The 18997-nt window shown below is 33.8% G+C and carries 14 protein-coding genes; 12 read left to right on the forward strand and 2 right to left on the reverse strand.

Features of this window, described 5'->3' with window-relative positions; translation table 11 throughout:
* Positions 1 to 44 precede the first annotated feature (44 nt).
* The 12 genes from J2W48_RS09465 to J2W48_RS09520 all read left to right on the forward strand — a co-directional run bounded on the left by J2W48_RS09465 (position 45) and on the right by J2W48_RS09520 (position 15768).
* Entirely contained in the window at positions 45 to 908 is an 864-nt protein-coding gene (locus tag J2W48_RS09465; protein WP_310280647.1) for an alpha/beta hydrolase, read from the forward strand.
* A 302-nt stretch (positions 909 to 1210) separates the two neighbouring features.
* Positions 1211 to 2395: a hypothetical protein gene (locus tag J2W48_RS09470; RefSeq protein WP_310280649.1), complete on the forward strand. Its 1185-nt coding sequence runs from the start codon at positions 1211 to 1213 to the stop codon at positions 2393 to 2395.
* A 628-nt stretch (positions 2396 to 3023) separates the two neighbouring features.
* Positions 3024 to 5402, forward strand: a complete 2379-nt coding sequence (locus tag J2W48_RS09475; protein WP_310280652.1) for a TonB-dependent receptor — start codon at positions 3024 to 3026, stop codon at positions 5400 to 5402.
* Between the two features lie 39 nt (positions 5403 to 5441).
* The gene (locus J2W48_RS09480) at positions 5442 to 6257 is read left to right on the forward strand and encodes a DUF4249 family protein (protein WP_310280655.1); all 816 of its coding nucleotides are present in this window, start codon (positions 5442 to 5444) and stop codon (positions 6255 to 6257) included.
* A gap of 11 nt (positions 6258 to 6268) precedes the next feature.
* Entirely contained in the window at positions 6269 to 6751 is a 483-nt protein-coding gene (locus J2W48_RS09485; RefSeq protein ID WP_310280657.1) for a GyrI-like domain-containing protein, read from the forward strand.
* Between the two features lie 4 nt (positions 6752 to 6755).
* A complete protein-coding gene (locus J2W48_RS09490; RefSeq protein WP_310280658.1) occupies positions 6756 to 7199 on the forward strand; it encodes a DinB family protein in 444 nt (147 codons plus the stop codon).
* Between the two features lie 61 nt (positions 7200 to 7260).
* Positions 7261 to 7923 carry a thiamine diphosphokinase gene (locus tag J2W48_RS09495; RefSeq protein ID WP_310280660.1) on the forward strand — a complete coding sequence of 221 codons (663 nt, stop codon included), beginning with the start codon at positions 7261 to 7263 and terminating at the stop codon, positions 7921 to 7923.
* 211 nt (positions 7924 to 8134) lie between these two features.
* On the forward strand, positions 8135 to 9085 hold the full coding sequence (gene rlmF, locus J2W48_RS09500) for a 23S rRNA (adenine(1618)-N(6))-methyltransferase RlmF (protein ID WP_310280661.1): 951 nt from the start codon (positions 8135 to 8137) through the stop codon (positions 9083 to 9085).
* 200 nt (positions 9086 to 9285) lie between these two features.
* Positions 9286 to 10230 carry an alpha/beta fold hydrolase gene (locus J2W48_RS09505; protein ID WP_310280663.1) on the forward strand — a complete coding sequence of 315 codons (945 nt, stop codon included), beginning with the start codon at positions 9286 to 9288 and terminating at the stop codon, positions 10228 to 10230.
* 77 nt (positions 10231 to 10307) lie between these two features.
* Positions 10308 to 12299 (forward strand): excinuclease ABC subunit UvrB, encoded by a 1992-nt coding sequence (gene uvrB, locus J2W48_RS09510; protein WP_310280664.1) that lies wholly within the window; start codon positions 10308 to 10310, stop codon positions 12297 to 12299.
* Between the two features lie 71 nt (positions 12300 to 12370).
* Complete coding sequence (tilS, locus tag J2W48_RS09515; RefSeq protein WP_310280665.1) at positions 12371 to 13684, forward strand: tRNA lysidine(34) synthetase TilS; 1314 nt, start codon at positions 12371 to 12373, stop codon at positions 13682 to 13684.
* Positions 13681 to 15768: a protein-disulfide reductase DsbD family protein gene (locus J2W48_RS09520; protein ID WP_310280666.1), complete on the forward strand. Its 2088-nt coding sequence runs from the start codon at positions 13681 to 13683 to the stop codon at positions 15766 to 15768. The genes tilS and J2W48_RS09520 overlap by 4 nt, the downstream gene beginning before the upstream one ends.
* 261 nt (positions 15769 to 16029) lie before the next feature.
* On the opposite strand, the gene J2W48_RS09525 is transcribed toward J2W48_RS09520, so the two are convergent.
* Both J2W48_RS09525 and J2W48_RS09530 read right to left on the reverse strand, forming a co-directional pair.
* A complete protein-coding gene (locus J2W48_RS09525; protein ID WP_310280667.1) occupies positions 16030 to 17355 on the reverse strand; it encodes an ammonium transporter in 1326 nt (441 codons plus the stop codon).
* Positions 17356 to 17681: 326 nt separating this feature from the next.
* Positions 17682 to 18989: an amidohydrolase family protein gene (locus tag J2W48_RS09530; RefSeq protein WP_310280668.1), complete on the reverse strand. Its 1308-nt coding sequence runs from the start codon at positions 18987 to 18989 to the stop codon at positions 17682 to 17684.
* Between the last annotated feature and the right edge of the window lie 8 nt (positions 18990 to 18997).

Consider the following 18997-nt stretch of genomic DNA (forward strand, 5'->3'; position numbering starts at 1 on the left):
TTCTAACTAATCAGTAAACAAATCCAGTAATTCCATCAATAAAAATGAACAGAATTTTTACAGTTGTCATCCTGATTTTCTTCGCAAAATCAACTTTTGCACAAGCAGAAAAGACAAATACAGCAAAGCCTTTTGTCTTGGGCGTAATTGAGGAAATTGAATCTAAAGAACTGGCAGAAAAAAGGATTTTGAACATCTATCTTCCGGAAGGTTACAACCCAAATGATACAACAAAATATCCTGTTATTTATTTACTGGACGGGTCGGCAGATGAGGATTTTATTCATATTGCAGGATTGGTACAATTCAATAGTTTTGAATGGATCAATCAGGTTCCCAAATCAATAGTGGTAGGCATTGCAACAGTTGACAGAAGAAGGGATTTTACATTTCCCACAACTATAGAAAAGGATCAAAAGAAATTTCCAACCGCCGGGCATTCGGATCGATTTATTGCTTTTATCGAAAAAGAATTACAGCCTTTTATCGAAAAAAATTATAGAACAAATGATTCCAAAACCATTATAGGTCAGTCATTAGGCGGATTATTGGAAGCAGAAATACTTTTGAAGAAGCCAACGCTTTTCAATAAATACATCATCGTAAGTCCAAGCTTATGGTGGAACAATGGTTCTTTATTAAATCAGGGTACGGTCGCTTTTCAGGATAATTTCAACCAGCAAACTGACATTTATATTGCAGTTGGCAAAGAAGGTGCAACTCCAACCGAAATCCCAAGAGTAATGGAAGTCGATGCGAACTCACTTTTTAATAAAATTTGGGAAATAAAAAGTAAAAACATAAAAGTATATTTTGAGTATTTGACTAAGGAAAACCATGCTACGATATTACATCAGGCAGTTTCCAATTCGTTTAAGGTTTTGTATCCAATGGAAAAGAAAGAATAATATAACCCCGTTGGATGTAATTAATTTCAACATATGGAGGAACATTTTGTACTCTAAAAAAAGGCTTTTCACTTATCCAAAATGCACAGAGTTTGCTATGTGAAAGAAATATTTTCTTTTGTACTCTTTTATGCATATAAAATCTATGTTTCTATGTGTTAAACGGGGCTTTTATGAATTACACCCAATGAGTTTGATAACATTAGAATGAATTGTCAGGTTAAAAATCTCATCTTATTTAAAATAGGGTGAGATTTTTTAGTTAAAAAATATATATTTACAGCTCAAAAAATCAATTTAGGATGCAGAAAATTACCTTGTCTTTTTTACTCGTTTTTTTAATTTTTTCCTGTGGTGTAAAGTCCACTCAATCCATGATCAGTGGTGGTGATTATGATGGCGCCATAAATAAGTCTGTGGAGGCATTACGAACGAATAAGGATTCAAAAGGCAAACAGGATTATGTGTATTTACTGGAAGAAGCGTTTGCAAAAGCGAAGGAAAGGGATTTGCGTGATGTAGAAATGTTGGTGAAAGAAGCGAACCCGGCCAATTTTGAACGGGTTTATAATACATATTTAGGATTAAATGACCGTCAGGAAAAAATCCGTCCGTTATTGCCATTGAAATTAATAAAGCAGGGAAAAAACGCCACTTTTTCATTCGATAATTATACAGACAGGATCATAGAAAGCAAAACAGCCTTGTCGAAATATTTGTATGATAATGCGACAGTTCTTTTAAAATCGAAGTTCAAGGAAGATTTCAGAAAGGCTTATGATGATTTGGAGTATCTGGAAAAAATAAATCCGGGTTACAAAAACGTCAAAAAACTCATGGAAGATGCCCAGTTCAAGGGAACTGATTTTGTAAATGTGTATGCCAAAAACCAGACGAATCTGGTGATTCCAAAGCGACTTCAGGATGATTTACTGGATTTTAGCACGTATGGGCTGAACGATAAATGGACGGTTTATCATAACGCAAAACAAAAAAACATTTCATACGATTATAGCCTTGTTGTGAATTTCAGGGAAATAATCATCTCTCCGGAACAAATTAAGGAGAAGGAATTTATTAAGGAAAAACAGATCAAAGATGGCGTTAAAACACTTTTAGATTCAAGGGGCAATGCTGTAAAAGATAGTTTGGGACATCCTGTAAAAGTCGATAATTTCAAAAATATACGAATCAATATATTTGAATTCAGGCAATTCAAATCCTGCCAGATTATGGCAAAAATAGATTATATAAACGAAAAGAATAATCAATTGATGCAGTCTTTTCCTGTGGTAAGTGAATTCATTTTCGAATCGCTTTATGCCACTTACAAAGGAGATAAAAATGCCTGCGACGAGAGTTATCTTCCTAATTTTAACAGAAGGGCCGTTCCTTTTCCTAATAATGAACAGATGATTTATGATACCGGAGAGGATTTAAAAATTAAATTAAAAAATATTATCGTCCAGAACCGGATTAGAGGATAATTAATTCAAATTGAGTCAGTTGATCCTGTATTGAAGATGTTAAGACGAACGTTCAATTCTGAAAATAACGGAAATTCCTAACTCATTTTTAACAATTGCAATACAACATTATCTGCCTGTAATTGTTAGCTATGTATTTCAAAATTCAGGCGATGGTTTCAAAAAAATGGGCACGTTTATTATTCTTGTCCTTTCGGCTTTATCTTCATTTTCCCAGGAAAAATTTACTTTAAGCGGGACCATAACCGACTTTAAAAACAACGAAACCCTTATTAGGAGGATTCACAATTGCAATGGAAGGTTTGGACAAAATTTTTGAATTAGAAGAAATGTAAGTATTGTTAATTCTACTACTTAAAACAATGCAAAGCGAGCAATCTCTACAGGTAATTTGACCAGTAGAGATTTCTTTTTATAAGTTAAAAAACTTAGAAAGTATCAATGAAAGGAGAAGAGAAGAAAAGAAAAATAATAACGACAAAAAAATCTAAAAGGATACAAATTTAAATTTTTTGAGATAAATAAAATGATTTCTTAAATCTATCTTTGATTAGAATGAAAAGAAGTTTTCTTAACTTATTTTCAACAATTATTGCTTACAAAGTTTAATAAGGTATAAATACAGAATATGATTATAAAAAAAATCAGCATATTTGTTATTCTTCTCACTACTTTAATTTCGTTTTCACAGGAAAAATTTACACTAAGTGGTACCATAACTGACTTTAAAAATAATGAAACTCTAATAGGAGTCCATATCTATATCCCAGCTTTGAAAATAGGTACCTCTACAAATAAATATGGATTTTATTCGCTGACACTTCCTGCCGGTGAACATCAATTAGAAATAAGTCATTTAGGCTATCAGAGTATAGATAAAATAATATTCCTGAATCAGGATACTAAAGATAATTTATCCTTAAACGAAAGTAGTGAAGAACTTCATGAAGTCATAATTAAAGGTAATTCTAATAAAATTAATACTAAATCCACAGAAATGAGTGTTAATAAATTGTCTATTTCTACCATCAAAAAAATGCCTGTGGTTTTAGGCGAAGTCGATGTTTTAAAATCTATTTTACTGCTGCCGGGAGTAACAAATGCCGGAGAAGGAGCTTCAGGATTTAATGTTAGGGGAGGCGGTGCTGATCAGAATTTAATTTTATTAGACGAAGCTACCATATTTAATTCTTCACATGTTTTTGGTTTTTTTTCTGTTTTTAATCCCGATGCTATTAAGAATTTAAAATTGTATAAAGGTGGAATTCCGGCACGTTACGGAGGCAGGGTCTCTTCTGTTCTGGATATTTATCAGAAAGACGGAAACAGCAAAGAATTTAATGTAAATGGAGGAATTGGACTGATTTCAAGCCGTATTCTTGCTGAAGGCCCGATAGTAAAAAATAAAGGTTCATTTTTGATAGGAGGAAGAACGTCTTACGCACATTTATTTCTAAAATTATCAGAAGACCAAAAAGGGAATGCTGCTTATTTTTATGATTTAAATACCAAATTAAGTTATAAACTAAACCAAAACAACAGCTTGTTTCTATCAGGTTATTTTGGTCGTGATGTTTTTAAACTGAATGAAATTTTTATAAATACTTATGGTAATTCTATACTGAATTTACGTTGGAGTCATTTGTATTCAGATAAATTGTTCGCAAATTTGTCTTTAATCTATAGTGATTATTATTATGGACTTGATTTAAATTTTGTAGGTTTCAAATGGGATTCCGGAATTAAAAATTATACTGTTAAATATGATTTTGAAAGCTATATTTCAGATAAATTAAAATTGAGTTATGGTTTAAACGGAATTTATTACGAGTTTAATCCCGGAACAATTAGACCTTTAAGTGATGAATTCACAATCAATCCTGAACAATTAGACAAAAAATATGCACTTTCTCTTTCGCCTTACATTGATGCAGAAAATCAGCTTTCGAACAAAATTACTGTTTACTATGGCTTAAGATTTAGTATGTTTTATCGTTTGGGACCTTCGACAATTAATTTGTATGAAAACAATAATGCAGTTGTCTTCAATTCGGAAATGCAGATTTATGAAAAAGGGACACCAATTGCTACTGAATATTACAAGAAAAATAAGGCTATTGAAAGTTATAACAACTTTGAACCTCGATTTTCAATTTCCTGTCAACTAAATGATAATCAGGCAATAAAAGCTAGTTATAACAGAATGGTACAATATCTTCAGTTAATTTCTAATACTTCATCCCCGACACCTCTTGATGTCTGGATGCCAAGTGATACTTATATCAAACCTCAAATTGCAGATCAGGTTGCTTTAGGTTATTTTAAAAATTTCAAAGACGGTGCTTATTCACTTGAAACAGAGGTTTACTATAAAAAAGTTAAAAACAGGCTGGATTATATTGATGGAGCTAATCTGATTGCAAATAATGCAATTGAACAGGTAATTTTAAACGGGAGAATGAGGGCTTATGGGCTAGAAATAATGTTTAAGAAAAACGAAGGTAAATTTAACGGCTGGATTTCATATACTCTTTCAAAATCAGAACAGCAAACACCTGGAAGGATAGCTGAAGAAACCGGTATTAATAATGGTCAATGGTATAGTTCAGCCTATGATAAATTGCATAATTTAGCTATTACGTCTGCTTATAATTTAAATGAAAGATGGTCATTTGGAGCTAATTTTGTCTTGCAGTCCGGTCAGCCTGTTACATATCCAAACAGTCAGTATGAATATTTAGGAATAACTGTTCCTGGTTATGGATTACGAAATGAAAATCGTTTGCCAGCCTATCATCATTTGGACATTTCAGCTACATTAGCCCTTGAAAAAAATAAAACCAGAAAGTGGAAAGGAGAATGGGTGTTTAGTATATATAATTTGTATAATCGCCAAAATGCAGCTTCGATCAACTTCCGTCAAAATGCAGATACCGGTTATAATGAAGCAGTAAGAACATCCATTTTCGGAATCGTGCCGGCAGTTAGTTATAATTTTAAGTTTTAAAAAGCGATTTTCTGTAAAAGAAATTAAAAAAGATAAAGTATGAAAAAAGCAGTCTTATTAATAGTGTTTTTTATATCGTTATTCTTTACAAGCTGTGAAGAAGTAGTTCATGTCGATTTAAATACCGCTGCTCCAAAATTAGTAATAGAAGCGGCTATCAATTGGAGAAAAGGAACTTCCGGAGCTCAGCAAAGAATAAAGCTGACTACAACAACAGGCTATTTTGAAGATAAAATTCCAATAGTTTCAGGAGCTGTCATTTATATAAAAAATAGTGATAATCAACAATTTAATTTTACAGAGGTATCTAATTCGGGTATATATGCTTGTAATAATTTTAAACCAGTAATAAATGGAACTTATACATTGACTGTAATTAGTAATGGCAATACCTATACTGCAAGCGAAACTCTAAAATCTATAACCCCAATAACCAATATTACACAAAATGATGCAGGTAATCTTGCCGGTATTGTAGTGAGGGCTTTTTATAATGATCCGGCAGATATAGACAATTATTATTTATACAGATATGTATATTCAAATAAAATTACCTCGACCTATTATGTTGATGAAGATGAGTTTTATCAGGGAAACGAATTTTTTAGCGTTTCTGATGTAGAAGATTTAAAAACCGGAGATGAAGTAGAAGTAACACATTATGGAATTTCAAAGCAATATTATAATTATATGAATATATTAGTAAGTATTGCAGGCAGTAATATAGGTGGGCCTTTTCAAAGCCCCCCGGCAACAGTAAGAGGTAATATTATCAACACAACCAATAAAAGTAATTATCCTTTAGGTTATTTTTCGCTTAGCGAAATAGTTTCAAAAAAATATATTGTTAAATAATTTAGTTAAAAATGGAAACCAGAATCGAAACCTTAACCGAGAAAAAACTCATAGGAAAACACATTACAATGTCCTATGCCGAAAATAAAACATTTCAGTTATGGAGTAGTTTTATGCCGGATCGAAAGGAAATCAAAAATTCAACAGATTCAAATTTATATTCTCTTGAAGTTTTTCCTTCTGGTTATTTCGATAATTTCTATCCAGAGAAAGCTTTTCAAAAATGGGCGGGAGTTGAAGTTTCAGATTTCAATGAAATTCCATCAGGCATGGAAAATTTGATAATTCCATCAGGACTATACGCCGTGTTCATCCACAGAGGTTCATCCACAGAAGCAGAGAAAACCTACCAGGCTATTTTTACCGAATGGTTGCCAAATTCTGAATATGCAGTAGATGAGAGGCCTCATTTTGCTGTAATGTCTGAAAAATATAAAAAAGACGATCCGGATTCTGAAGAAGAAATCTGGATTCCAATAAAAAATAAAGTTTAGAATCATGTTAATAGAAACACTAAAATCACTTTTTAACCGGGATTTGACGAAACTCAAAACTGAAATTGAGCTGTATCAAAACGAAAGTCAGATTTGGGTAATAGATAAAAATATTTCGAATTCAGCCGGAAATCTTTGCCTCCATTTAATTGGGAATCTCAACACTTATATTGGTGCTGAAATTGGAAAAACCGGATACATCAGGAATCGTGAATTCGAATTTTCCCTTAAAGATATTCCACAATCCGAATTAATAAACAAAATTGAAGCAACTATTTCGGTTGTCAATAATGTTCTTGATTCTTTGGACGAAGCTGATTTAGAAACCATTTATCCTCAGATTGTTTTCGAAAAAGAAATGACAACCGGCTTTTTTCTGGTGCATCTTTCTACACATTTAGCCTATCATTTAGGACAAATCAATTATCATCGCAGATTAGTGATTTAAGATTCATCCAAAAATCCAATCCTTTCGTACATTTGCATCACATTCAAAAATAATATTAAGCATGTCATCACACCATATAGTTCGCGACGATCAGGAACCTGCATTAATTATTGCCAACGGTGCCGCCTGCAATCCTGAATTATTAGGACAATTGCTTGAGTGGTCACCTTTAGTAATCGTACTGGATTCTGCAATTGAAAGAGTGATTGAGTTAGGCATTAAAGTAGATGTGCTTTTAGGGGATTTTGATTGTGGTTTCGATCCAGAAATCTACAAAACATCACAATACCCTATTGAAATCGTTCATACACCCGATCAAAACAAAACTGATTTGGAAAAAGCTTTTGATTATCTGATCGACCGAAAAATTCCTGCCGTAAACGTTGTCTGGGCAACCGGAAAACGCGCTGATCATACGATTACCAATCTTACCAATATTGTCCGGTACCGCGATTTGCTAAAAATTGTGATTCTTGATGATCATTCCAAAATATTTTTACTACCTCTTAAATTTGAAAAATGGTACACGGCAAAAACGCCAATTTCCCTTATTCCTATTGGTGTTGTTAATGGAATTTATTCAACTAATTTAGAATATCCGCTTCAAAATGATACGCTTACAATGGGGTACAGAACAGGCAGCAGCAATTCTGTAGCAAAAGACGGAATCGTTACCATTACCCATAAAAATGGCGATTTATTGCTGATGGAATGTATAGATTAAGTATCATTGAATTTTGATATTGACATTGCCATTTGAATTTGATGAAGCTGTTACTTCGTCAGTCGCTATCGCTCGTGTCCTGCTGTCCGCTCTATCTTTTATGCCAAACCCCGGCATAAAAGGATGCTGCTTCCATCATGGCTAAGGCTTTAGGTTTCATAAGTTCGTTTTCCCGAAAAGGAATGACTATCTTTGCACGGAAATTCACAAAATGAAAACAACAGACAATTCCGAAAAAAACAATTTGCATCCCCGAAATCTTCATCGTTCCCGTTATGATTTCGAACTTCTTATTTCAAATTGTCCCGAATTAAAAGCACATGTTGCCATAAACGTTCACGGAATAGAAACGGTTGATTTCAGTAATCCTGTTTCAGTAAAATTGCTTAACAAAGCTTTATTGCAAACCTATTACGACATTCAAAACTGGGATATCCCTAAAAATTATCTTTGTCCGCCAATTCCCGGAAGAGCAGATTATATTCATTATCTGGCCGATTTACTGGCTGAAACCAATGGCGGCGTAATTCCTCTTGGGTCTTCGATTTTAGGTTTGGATATAGGAACAGGGGCGAACTGTATTTATCCCATTCTTGGAAATGCGATTTACGACTGGAGTTTTGTAGGCACAGACATTGATGAAAAAGTAATTGAAAATTGCAGCAGGATTATCGAAGCCAATCCAAAATTAATTGACGCCATAAGTCTGCAGCAACAAACAGAATCCCGTTTTATTTTCAAAAACATCATCACTCCCGAAGACCGGTTTACCTTTACGATGTGTAATCCGCCTTTTCATGCTTCGGCTGAAGATGCGAACCAAAGTACGGTGCGTAAAGTATCTAATTTAAATCCAAACGAAAAGAAAAAAACAAATCCTGTTTTGAATTTTGGAGGACACAATGCCGAATTATGGTGCGATGGTGGTGAAATTGGTTTTGTAACCCAAATGATTTATGAAAGTGCCAAATTTGCCATGCAATGTTTATGGTTTTCAACCTTAGTTTCAAAAAGAGAAAATTTATCGAGTATTTATAAAACCTTAAATAAAGTAAATGCAGCTTCCATAAAAACAATCGATATGGCTCAGGGCCAGAAAACAAGCCGAATTGTGGTATGGACTTTCTTAAGCGAAGCTCAGCAAAAATCATTTAAAATTTAATTTTAAACAATAAAACTATCGCGCTTTTGAAATTTACAGTTATAGATATCTTATAAAATTACTGCTAAACAATTTATACTAAGAATTCAGCACACCAGCAGGGATTATAAAAAATTGTAATTATGATAGTTTAAATTAAAATTCTGTTATCACATAATTGATATTCACTGTACCTTTATGGGAAATTGAATTTTACAGTTATGGCAAAATTTCTACTCAAATTCGTACTTTTATGTTTGCTTTTTAGTTGCTCTTCTACAAAAAAAGTAAAATTTGAAGATTATGTTTTTCAAACCAAAAAAGAGAAAGAGTCTTATATAGCGTCTTATAACAAATCATTAAAACTCTGGGATGTTCCTTATACAGAAGAAAACATAAAAACCAGTTTTGGTACAGTACATGTAATATTGGCGGGTCCAAAAAACGGAAAAGATTTGGTTTTACTGCACGGAATGGATGCCAGTTCTACAATGTGGTTTCCTAACATCAAAGCATTAGCAAAAAATAATCGTATTTACGCTATCGATTTTTTAATGGAGCCAGGAAAATCTACTTTAACGGTAAAGTCACTTTCAAAAGAAGAAATAGTGCAGTGTTACAACGATGTTTTCAATTATTACAAATTAAAAAACTTTAATATCGTTGGAGCTTCCCGTGGTGGATGGATTGCAACTTTATTGGCTTCCCAAAAAGCAAACTCGATTGATAAGATTGTGTTATTGAGTCCGGCACAAACGTTTAAATTTATTGATAAAATGAGAAAAACTTCGTCTGCTTTAATGCTGAAGATTTTTCCAAGCGAAAAGAAATTCCAAAAGACATTAAAAACGTTCTCCACTCATCCGGAAAAAATTAGTCCTGTGTATAAAAGACAATTTTATCTGGCTAATAAATATGCAAGTTCAAATTCAAGCATGTTAAAAATGACCCCTTTTTCTAATGAGGAATTAAAGTCCATACGAAGCCCGGTTTTGGTACTTATTGGTGATCAGGATGTTATTAATGCAGAAGAAAGTCTTACGAGGGCAAAAGAATTTTTACCAAACTGCAAGACTAAAATAATCAGGGACGCAGGGCATTTCCTGACTATTGACCAATCAAAAATTGTCAGCGAAACTATTGTCAATTTTTTAGAAGAGGCCTAACTTAAAGTTTTGCGTAATATATTTAATAGAATTCAAACTTTGTATCTTTACAAAACTAAACTTTTCATCATACAAAAATGAATTTCCAGGTAGCTTCAGATTATAGTCCAAAAGGAGATCAGCCACAAGCGATCCAAAAATTGGCACAAGGGATTGTCGATGGCGAAAAATATCAGACTTTATTAGGTGTAACAGGTTCGGGCAAAACTTTTACGGTTGCCAATGTTATTCAGGAAGTGCAAAAACCTACTTTAGTTTTGGCTCATAACAAAACTTTGGCGGCACAATTGTATTCTGAATTCAAACAGTTTTTTCCAAATAATGCAGTTGAGTATTTCGTTTCATACTACGATTATTATCAGCCTGAAGCCTTTATGCCGGTAACCGGGGTTTTTATTGAAAAGGATTTATCGATCAATGAAGAATTGGAGAAAATGCGTTTAAGTACGACTTCTTCCTTACTTTCTGGACGACGTGATATTTTAGTGGTAGCTTCTGTTTCGTGTTTATATGGTATTGGAAACCCAGTTGAATTTCAGAAAAACGTAATTACGATTGAAAGAGATCAGGTAATTTCACGAACCAAATTATTACATAGTCTGGTGCAGAGTTTATATTCCAGAACAGAAGCAGATTTTAATCCGGGCAATTTTAGAATCAAGGGAGATATTGTAGAAGTTTATCCAAGTTATGCTGATGATGCTTTCAGGATTCATTTTTTTGGAGATGAGATCGAAGAGATAGAATCATTTGATGCCAAGACTTCGCAGGTTATTGAAAAATTCAAAAAGCTGACTATTTATCCTGCGAATATGTTCGTAACTTCTCCAGAAGTACTGCAAGGTGCAATCTGGGAAATTCAGCAGGATCTGGTAAAACAAGTCGATTATTTTAAGGAAATAGGGAAGCATCTGGAAGCAAAACGCCTCGAAGAACGTACCAATTTTGATTTAGAAATGATCCGGGAACTGGGTTATTGCTCCGGAATCGAAAATTATTCGCGTTATCTGGATGGAAGACAACCCGGAACAAGACCTTTCTGTTTATTGGATTATTTTCCCAAAGATTATTTGATGGTGGTCGATGAAAGCCACGTAACCGTTTCGCAGGTTCATGCGATGTTTGGCGGTGACCGAAGCCGAAAGGAAAATTTGGTGGAGTATGGTTTCCGCCTCCCGGCTGCAATGGATAACCGACCTTTGAAATTTGAAGAATTCGAAGCGATGCAGAATCAGGTTATTTACGTTTCTGCAACTCCTGCGGATTACGAATTGCAGAAAACGGATGGTGTAGTGGTTGAGCAGGTTATTCGCCCCACAGGATTATTAGATCCGGTTATTGAAGTAAGGCCAAGTTTAAACCAGATTGATGATTTGATTGAAGAAATCCAGGTACGTTGTGAATTGGACGAAAGGGTTTTAGTAACTACGCTGACCAAAAGAATGGCAGAGGAATTAGCCAAATACTTATCTAAAGTAGGCGTTCGTTGTCGTTACATTCATTCAGAAGTAGATACATTGGAACGTATCGAAATCATGCAGGATTTACGAAAAGGAATTTTTGACGTTTTAATTGGAGTCAATTTACTTCGTGAAGGTCTGGATTTACCAGAGGTTTCATTAGTAGCTATTTTAGATGCTGATAAGGAAGGTTTTCTTCGTAATCACAGATCGTTGACACAAACTATTGGTCGTGCAGCCAGAAATTTAAACGGAAAGGCGATTTTGTATGCCGATAAAACGACGGCAAGCATGCAAAGAACAATTGATGAAACCAATTATCGCAGAACGAAACAAATAAATTTTAATACTGAAAACGGAATTATACCACAGGCCCTAAACAAAAAAATAGAGAGTGCTTTTACTAAAAATCCCTTGGTGGAATATGAATTAGGCCATACTTTGGGAATGGTAGCAGAACCGGAAACCAAATATTTGTCGAAACCGGAGTTAGAAAAAATGATTCGTGAAAAACGAAAATCTATGGAAAAAGCAGCAAAAGAATTAGACTTTTTACAGGCTGCCAAATTGCGTGATGATATTAAAAAATTACAGGAGCAACTTTCTTAAAACTCTCGCATATTTCTTTTTAAAACCTTAATTTTGCAGTTCTAAAAAACATTCATTTTTTAATTTTATCAATGCTTTCAAATTTAAAGAATCATATCAATTCAAGATTTTCCTATTTAGAGCAAAAAAAACTTTTTCTTGCTGTTAGCGGTGGTTTGGATAGTATGGTTTTATTACATTTATTTCAGCAATTAGAGTTTGAAATTGCAGTTTTGCATTGCAATTTTCAGCTTCGCGGATTAGAAAGTTTTGGTGACCGGGATTTTATTCAATCCTATTGCGAAAAAAACAGCATTCCTGTTTATATCACTCAATTTGATACCAAAGCTTTTGCAAAAGACTATAAGCTTTCTACTCAGGTAGCAGCACGCGAATTAAGATATAGTTGGTTTTATGAACTTTTAGAAACTCATAAATTTGATTACATCTTAACAGCACACCATGCCGATGATAATCTCGAAACTTTTATTATTAATCTAAGTCGTGGTACAGGACTGGAAGGACTTATAGGTATTCCCGAACAAAATGATAAAATTATTCGTCCACTTTTGCCTTTTTCCAGGGACGAAATTCTAAAATATGCAAAAGAAAATAATATAGAATGGAGGGAAGACAGCAGTAATGCATCCAATAAATATCTGCGAAATAAAATTCGTCATGACTTGGTTCCAATCTTAAAAGAAATTAATCCTGATTTTTTGAAAGCATTTCAAAAAACACAATCCTATTTGCAGGAATCTAATGAAATGGCAGAAGATGCTTCGATCATGATTTATCAGCAGGTTGCAAAAGAAGAAGGTAATGAAATACATTTTGATTTAGAACAGTTAAAAAGATTACCGAATTACAAATCTTATTTGTATCAATGGCTAAATGAATTTGGTTTTTTAGCGTGGAATGATATTTATGATCTCACGGATTCCCAATCAGGAAAACAAGTTCTGTCATCACAATTCAGATTAATAAAAAACAGGACAACTTTGATTTTAAGCCCTGTTTTAGATGCTGATCCGAATGAAGAATATAAAATTGAGGAAAATGCTGCAGAAGTTAATTTTCCCTTAAAATTGAAGCTTTCTGCTGTGGATGAGATTACAATAGATTCAAATACAACTATATTTGTTGACGCAGAAAAAATCCGGTTTCCGATGATTTTACGTAAATGGAAAGAGGGCGATACTTTTCATCCTTTCGGAATGGAAGGGAAATCGAAAAAAGTCAGCAAACTTTTTAAAGATGAAAAGTTGTCACTGATAGAAAAAGAGAATACGTGGATTTTATGTTCTGATAACCAAATTGTTTGGGTGGTAGGGATCAGACAGGACGAACGATTTAAAATTGAAAAAATCTCAAACAAAATACTTAAAATTGAAATACAAGAATGAATTTAAACTCCAGTCATCAAGCCGTAATATTTAAAAGTTTTTGGAATAAGACTATTGTCTTTTTATTATTTTTGAGCTTTGCTTTTGTAAAAGTGGATGCTCAGATCCTGGAGCCTGTAAAATGGACAGCAAAAATTGAAAAGAAATCAGAAAGTAATTTTATTTTAATTTTTGATGGAATTATTGAAAAGGATTGGCATTTGTATTCTCAATTTACCCCTGATGGCGGTCCATTGCCATTAGAAATAGCATTTAAAAATCAAAAAGGAAATTATAATTTGGTTGGTAAAGCCAAAGAAGGAAAAACCAGAACAGCATTTAATGATATTTTTGGTGTCAATGAAACTTTTTTTGAAGGAAAAGCCCATATTGAACAAGAGATCACGATAATAAATCCTAATTTAAAAACCGTTGAGGCAGAATTTGATTTTCAGGTTTGTAAAGAAGTTTGCATTAATCTTAATAAAAAATTCTCAATTGCAGTTCCTTCAATATTTAAAATTGATGCGATTGCTAATATTAAAGAGGCAAAAACTGATGAGACAAAAGCAACAGGTTTAGCAGTTGATACCTTAAATACTAGTACCAGTAAATCGCAGGCAGAAATTGTGAAAACCGAAGCTGACAATGTTAGTGCTAAAGTTGATATTCAGGCTCCGGGTTCGCCAAGAAGTTTGTGGTCAATATTTTTTGTTGCCTTCTTATTTGGATTTACTGCGTTGTTAACACCTTGTGTTTTTCCAATGATTCCTATGACAGTTAGTTTTTTTACTAAGCAAAGTAAAACGAAGGCTGCCGGAATCCGAAATGCCATTATTTATGGAATTTCGATTATTGTAATTTATGTTGCTTTAGGTTTTTTAGTATCCTGGATTTTTGGAGCTGATGCTTTAAATTCTTTGGCAACGAATGTCTGGTTTAATTTAGGGTTCTTTATATTATTAGTCATTTTTGCAACTTCTTTTTTAGGTGGATTTGAAATTATGTTACCAAATTCATGGGCAAACAAAGTAGACCGGGAGGCAGACAGAGGTGGAATAATAGGTATATTGTTTATGGCTTTGGCTTTAGCCATTGTTTCTTTTTCATGTACAGGGCCTATTGTAGGATCTCTTTTATTTGAGGCTGCTACTAATGGTGTTATAGGGCCTATTGTTGGAATGTTTGGGTTTTCTCTGGCTCTTGCATTACCCTTTATGTTGTTCGCCATGTTTCCGGGCTGGTTAAATTCATTGCCTAAATCAGGAGGATGGCTAAATACAGTAAAAGTAGTTTTAGGATTTTTAGAATTGGCCCTGGCCTTTAAATTCTTATCGAATGCCGACTTAGTTTTGCAATTACATTTATTGGAGAGAGAAGTTTTCCTTGTAATCTGGATAGCTATTTTTGGTGCTTTGGCTTTCTATCTGTTTGGAAAAATAACACTGCCACATGATAGCCCTTTGCAGCATATTTCTGTTGGAAGATTGTATTTGGGATTAATAACTTTAGCCTTTACGGTTTATCTTATTCCGGGACTTTGGGGTGCACCATTGAAATTGATTAGTGCTTTTCCGCCACCACCGCAATACAGCGAAAGTCCGTTTGGAGTTGGAGGTTCAGGTAATGTGGATTCATCGAAAGAATTGCCGAAAGGAGCAAAATTAGGTGTTCATGGTATTATTCTTTTTGATGATTATGAAAATGGTTTAGCTTATGCAAAGTTAGTTAATAAGCCTATTATGCTTGATTTTACAGGGCATGCCTGTGTAAATTGCAGAAAAATGGAAAATAATGTATGGTCTGATCCTAAGGTTTTGCCAATCTTAAAAAATGATGTGGTTTTAATATCACTATATGTTGATGATAAACGTGAATTGCCGTCTGATAAACAATTTATAACAACTTCAGGAGATAAAATTGAAACTATTGGAGATAAGTGGACGGAGTTCATGATCTCAAAGTATAAAACCAATACACAGCCTTTATATGTTTTAACGGATTTAAAGGGTAATGATTTAAATACTTTAAATCCCACAATTAGTTATGTGGGAGTAGATGAATATTTAGCATGGTTAAAAACAGGAGTTTCAAATTTCAAGTAATTCCCAAATGTTCTCAATAATAAGTCTTTCTTTAAATGGGTAGTTGAAAAAACTGATGGTTGTAATCTAGCCCCGATAGAGGTGATATCCTTGTGAAGTTTACGGAGCAAGATAAAACCGAAAGCGGGAATACTGGTTTAAAAGCCACGAAATGTCCGGCTCCTAATAATTACGATTGTATTCGAGGTTAAAATTAATTCAAACAAAAAGCACTCTGAAATCTTATTCCAGAGTGCTTTTTTATTTAAAAGATTGTATTATTTATAGGTATTCTCCGTGTTGGGAGATATCCAATCCTAATTCTTCTTTTTCTTCACTTACTCTTAGTGGAGTAATTTTGTTTACAATAAAGAACAATGCATAAGAAGCAGCAAAAGCAAAAATTGAAACAATTACTAAAGCTTTTAATTGAGTCAGGAATAAAGTAGCATCACCGAAAATTAATCCCTGATTGTCACCTACTGCTGAATTTATAGAATTAGAAGCAAATACTCCTGTTAACAACATTCCTACCATTCCTCCAACTCCATGACAGGCAAAAACGTCAAGGGCATCATCAATTTTTCCTTTAGGAAATTTACTAACAACAAGATTACTGATAACACTGGCGATAATACCAATTGCCAAAGCATGTGGAATGCTTACAAATCCTGCAGCAGGTGTGATGGCAACTAATCCTACAACTGCACCAATACATGCTCCCATTGCTGATAATTTATGTCCTAAAATTTTATCAAGGAAAACCCAGGCCATTGCCGCAGAAGCAGCTGCTATAGTTGTAGTCCCTAAAGCTTGTGCAGCCAGACTTCCTGCTCCAACAGCAGAACCGGCATTGAAACCAAACCATCCGAACCATAATAAACCTGTACCTAATAATACATAAGTAATTCTGGCAGGGTTAACTTTTTGTACTTTTCTTTTTCCTAAGAATATAGCTCCCGCTAATGCAGCCCAACCAGCACTCATGTGTACTACTGTTCCTCCGGCGAAATCTAAAACTCCCCATCCGAAGAATAATCCATCAGGATGCCAGGTCATGTGACATAATGGAGCATAAATTAATAATATAAATAAAACCATGAATAACAAATAGGCCCAGAAACGTACACGTTCTGCAAAAGCCCCAGTTATTAAAGCGGGTGTAATAATCGCAAATTTTGCCTGAAATAAAGCGAAAAGAATAAAAGGAATTGTTGGTGCTAATTCCCATGCAGTATTGGCACTTACTCCCTGAAAAAAGAGATTTGAAGTCGGATCGCCAATGAAACCTCCTAATGATGGTCCAAAGCATAATCCAAATGCAACAACTACCCATAGAACCGTAACAATTACCATTGCCATAAAACTTTGCAGCATAGTACTTATTACATTTTTCTTGCCTACCATACCTCCATAGAAGAAACCTAATCCCGGAGTCATTAACAATACAAAAGCAGTTGCAACAATCATCCATGCAGTATCACCTGTATCCATTTTTAGCTCGACAACGTGTGCACCTAATGTTTCGGATTCAGTAACAAATGAAATAGAAAAAATAGATAGTAAAAGAATTGTGATTAATATCACACTTAAAATAATTTTTCGCATAGTTATTTAGTTTTTAAAATTTTGATAAAAATATAAAATCATTTGACGCCCCCATTAAAAATAGTGTTCAATGTTTAATTTTTGTTAATTTTTCATTTTGACCCCCTTTGTTTTGCATCTATTTGTTAAAACATACTTAAAACTTATGATTTATTAATGTATGCTTGGAAGAAAGGACTATTAAATGCTATATACTACTACAAAAAAATAATTATAATTTAATTTTAAGAGAATTTCTAACTTAATTATGGTTGTTTTTATGAATTAGGTTGGATTATGATAAAAAAAGCACCAAATGATTATCACAAATGGTGCTAAAAAAGTAATTATTTTTGATTGTACTTTTCTTTGTATTTTTTATTCAATTTGGTCTGATGTGTTTCAAGGCTAATGGCTCTTCCCTGAATAAAAGCACTTGTCAATTGATTGGTTCTCATATCTAAGGCATCGCCTTCAGAAATAAACAATGTGGCATCTTTTCCTATTTCTAAAGAGCCACAAATTGCGTCAATACCTAATAATTGAGCTGTATTCAGGGTTATTAATTGTAGTGCTTTTTCTTTGTCCAGACCATAAGCGGCACATGTACCTGCTAAAAAGGGTAAGTTACGGGTGTTCATGCGTTCATGGTCACCACTATTTTCAAGTCCGACAACAATTCCTTTATCAATTAAAATTTTCGCCATTTTAAAAGGGGATCTAATATCCTGGTCATCGCTTGTTGGCATATCATGTACACGTCTTAAAAGTACACCAATATTATTCTTTTGCAATAAATCTGCCGTTTTATAGGCTTCAAAACCTCCAACAATTACTATTTTTTTTATTCCATTAGCTTTAGCAGACTGAATAGCATCAATAATTTGTTTCTCTTCATCGGCATGAATAAATAAAGTTTGTGAGCCATCAAAAAGCCCTTTTGTTGATTCGAAGATTAAGTTTCTTTCTTTTGAAGTGTCTCCTAAATAAGCTTTGGAGTTGATAAAAAAAGTATTTATTTCATTTACCTGTGTAGCATAATCTTTGTTAGGTTCAATTATTCCCGGTTCAAACCAATTTCCGGTTCTTCGAAATCCTGAAGGAAAGTTTAAATGCATTCCATCATTTTCTTTCATCAGGGCATCTTCCCAAGTCCAGGCATCAAGCTGAACTATTGAGGATGTTCCTGAAATTCTTCCGCCACGAGGAACAATCTGGGCAATTAAAATTCCGTTTGGACGAACTGTTTCAGTAACCTTTGAAGTTGAATTATAAGCAATAATACTCCTGACATTTGGATTGATGGTACCAATTTCCTCCTGATCATCAGAAGATTTTACAGCATCAATTTCAACTAATCCTAAAGTAGAATTAGGAGCAATAAAACCAGGATATACATGTTTCCCGCTGGCATCAATTGTGCTGTCATAAGCATTATCTGCAAGTCTGATTGTTGTGGCATCGGTGACTAATGTGAGTTTGCCATCCTTAAAACCTATGGCGCTATTTTCTATTATCTTTCCATTTCCTAAATGTGCCGTTGCATTTAGTATCAGGACTGATTTTGTTTGCTTAGGTGCCGGGACTTGCTGTGCTTTGGTTTGTATTGTCGTACATAAAACCAGCAGCAATATATATAGGTGTTTAACTGTCATAATGATGT

Origin of the sequence: Flavobacterium piscis, assembly GCF_031457575.1 — a bacterium.
GTDB classification, from domain to species: domain Bacteria; phylum Bacteroidota; class Bacteroidia; order Flavobacteriales; family Flavobacteriaceae; genus Flavobacterium; species Flavobacterium piscis_A.

Coding starts and splice junctions, on each gene's coding strand:
- J2W48_RS09490 (WP_310280658.1), top strand. CDS start 6,756: ATGTTAATAGAAACACTAAAATCACTTTTTAACCGGGATTTGACGAAA.
- uvrB (WP_310280664.1), top strand. CDS start 10,308: ATGAATTTCCAGGTAGCTTCAGATTATAGTCCAAAAGGAGATCAGCCA.
- J2W48_RS09520 (WP_310280666.1), top strand. CDS start 13,681: ATGAATTTAAACTCCAGTCATCAAGCCGTAATATTTAAAAGTTTTTGG.
- J2W48_RS09485 (WP_310280657.1), top strand. CDS start 6,269: ATGGAAACCAGAATCGAAACCTTAACCGAGAAAAAACTCATAGGAAAA.
- J2W48_RS09470 (WP_310280649.1), top strand. CDS start 1,211: ATGCAGAAAATTACCTTGTCTTTTTTACTCGTTTTTTTAATTTTTTCC.
- J2W48_RS09525 (WP_310280667.1), bottom strand. CDS start 17,355: ATGCGAAAAATTATTTTAAGTGTGATATTAATCACAATTCTTTTACTA.
- J2W48_RS09465 (WP_310280647.1), top strand. CDS start 45: ATGAACAGAATTTTTACAGTTGTCATCCTGATTTTCTTCGCAAAATCA.
- J2W48_RS09475 (WP_310280652.1), top strand. CDS start 3,024: ATGATTATAAAAAAAATCAGCATATTTGTTATTCTTCTCACTACTTTA.
- rlmF (WP_310280661.1), top strand. CDS start 8,135: ATGAAAACAACAGACAATTCCGAAAAAAACAATTTGCATCCCCGAAAT.
- J2W48_RS09530 (WP_310280668.1), bottom strand. CDS start 18,989: ATGACAGTTAAACACCTATATATATTGCTGCTGGTTTTATGTACGACA.
- J2W48_RS09505 (WP_310280663.1), top strand. CDS start 9,286: ATGGCAAAATTTCTACTCAAATTCGTACTTTTATGTTTGCTTTTTAGT.
- J2W48_RS09495 (WP_310280660.1), top strand. CDS start 7,261: ATGTCATCACACCATATAGTTCGCGACGATCAGGAACCTGCATTAATT.
- tilS (WP_310280665.1), top strand. CDS start 12,371: ATGCTTTCAAATTTAAAGAATCATATCAATTCAAGATTTTCCTATTTA.
- J2W48_RS09480 (WP_310280655.1), top strand. CDS start 5,442: ATGAAAAAAGCAGTCTTATTAATAGTGTTTTTTATATCGTTATTCTTT.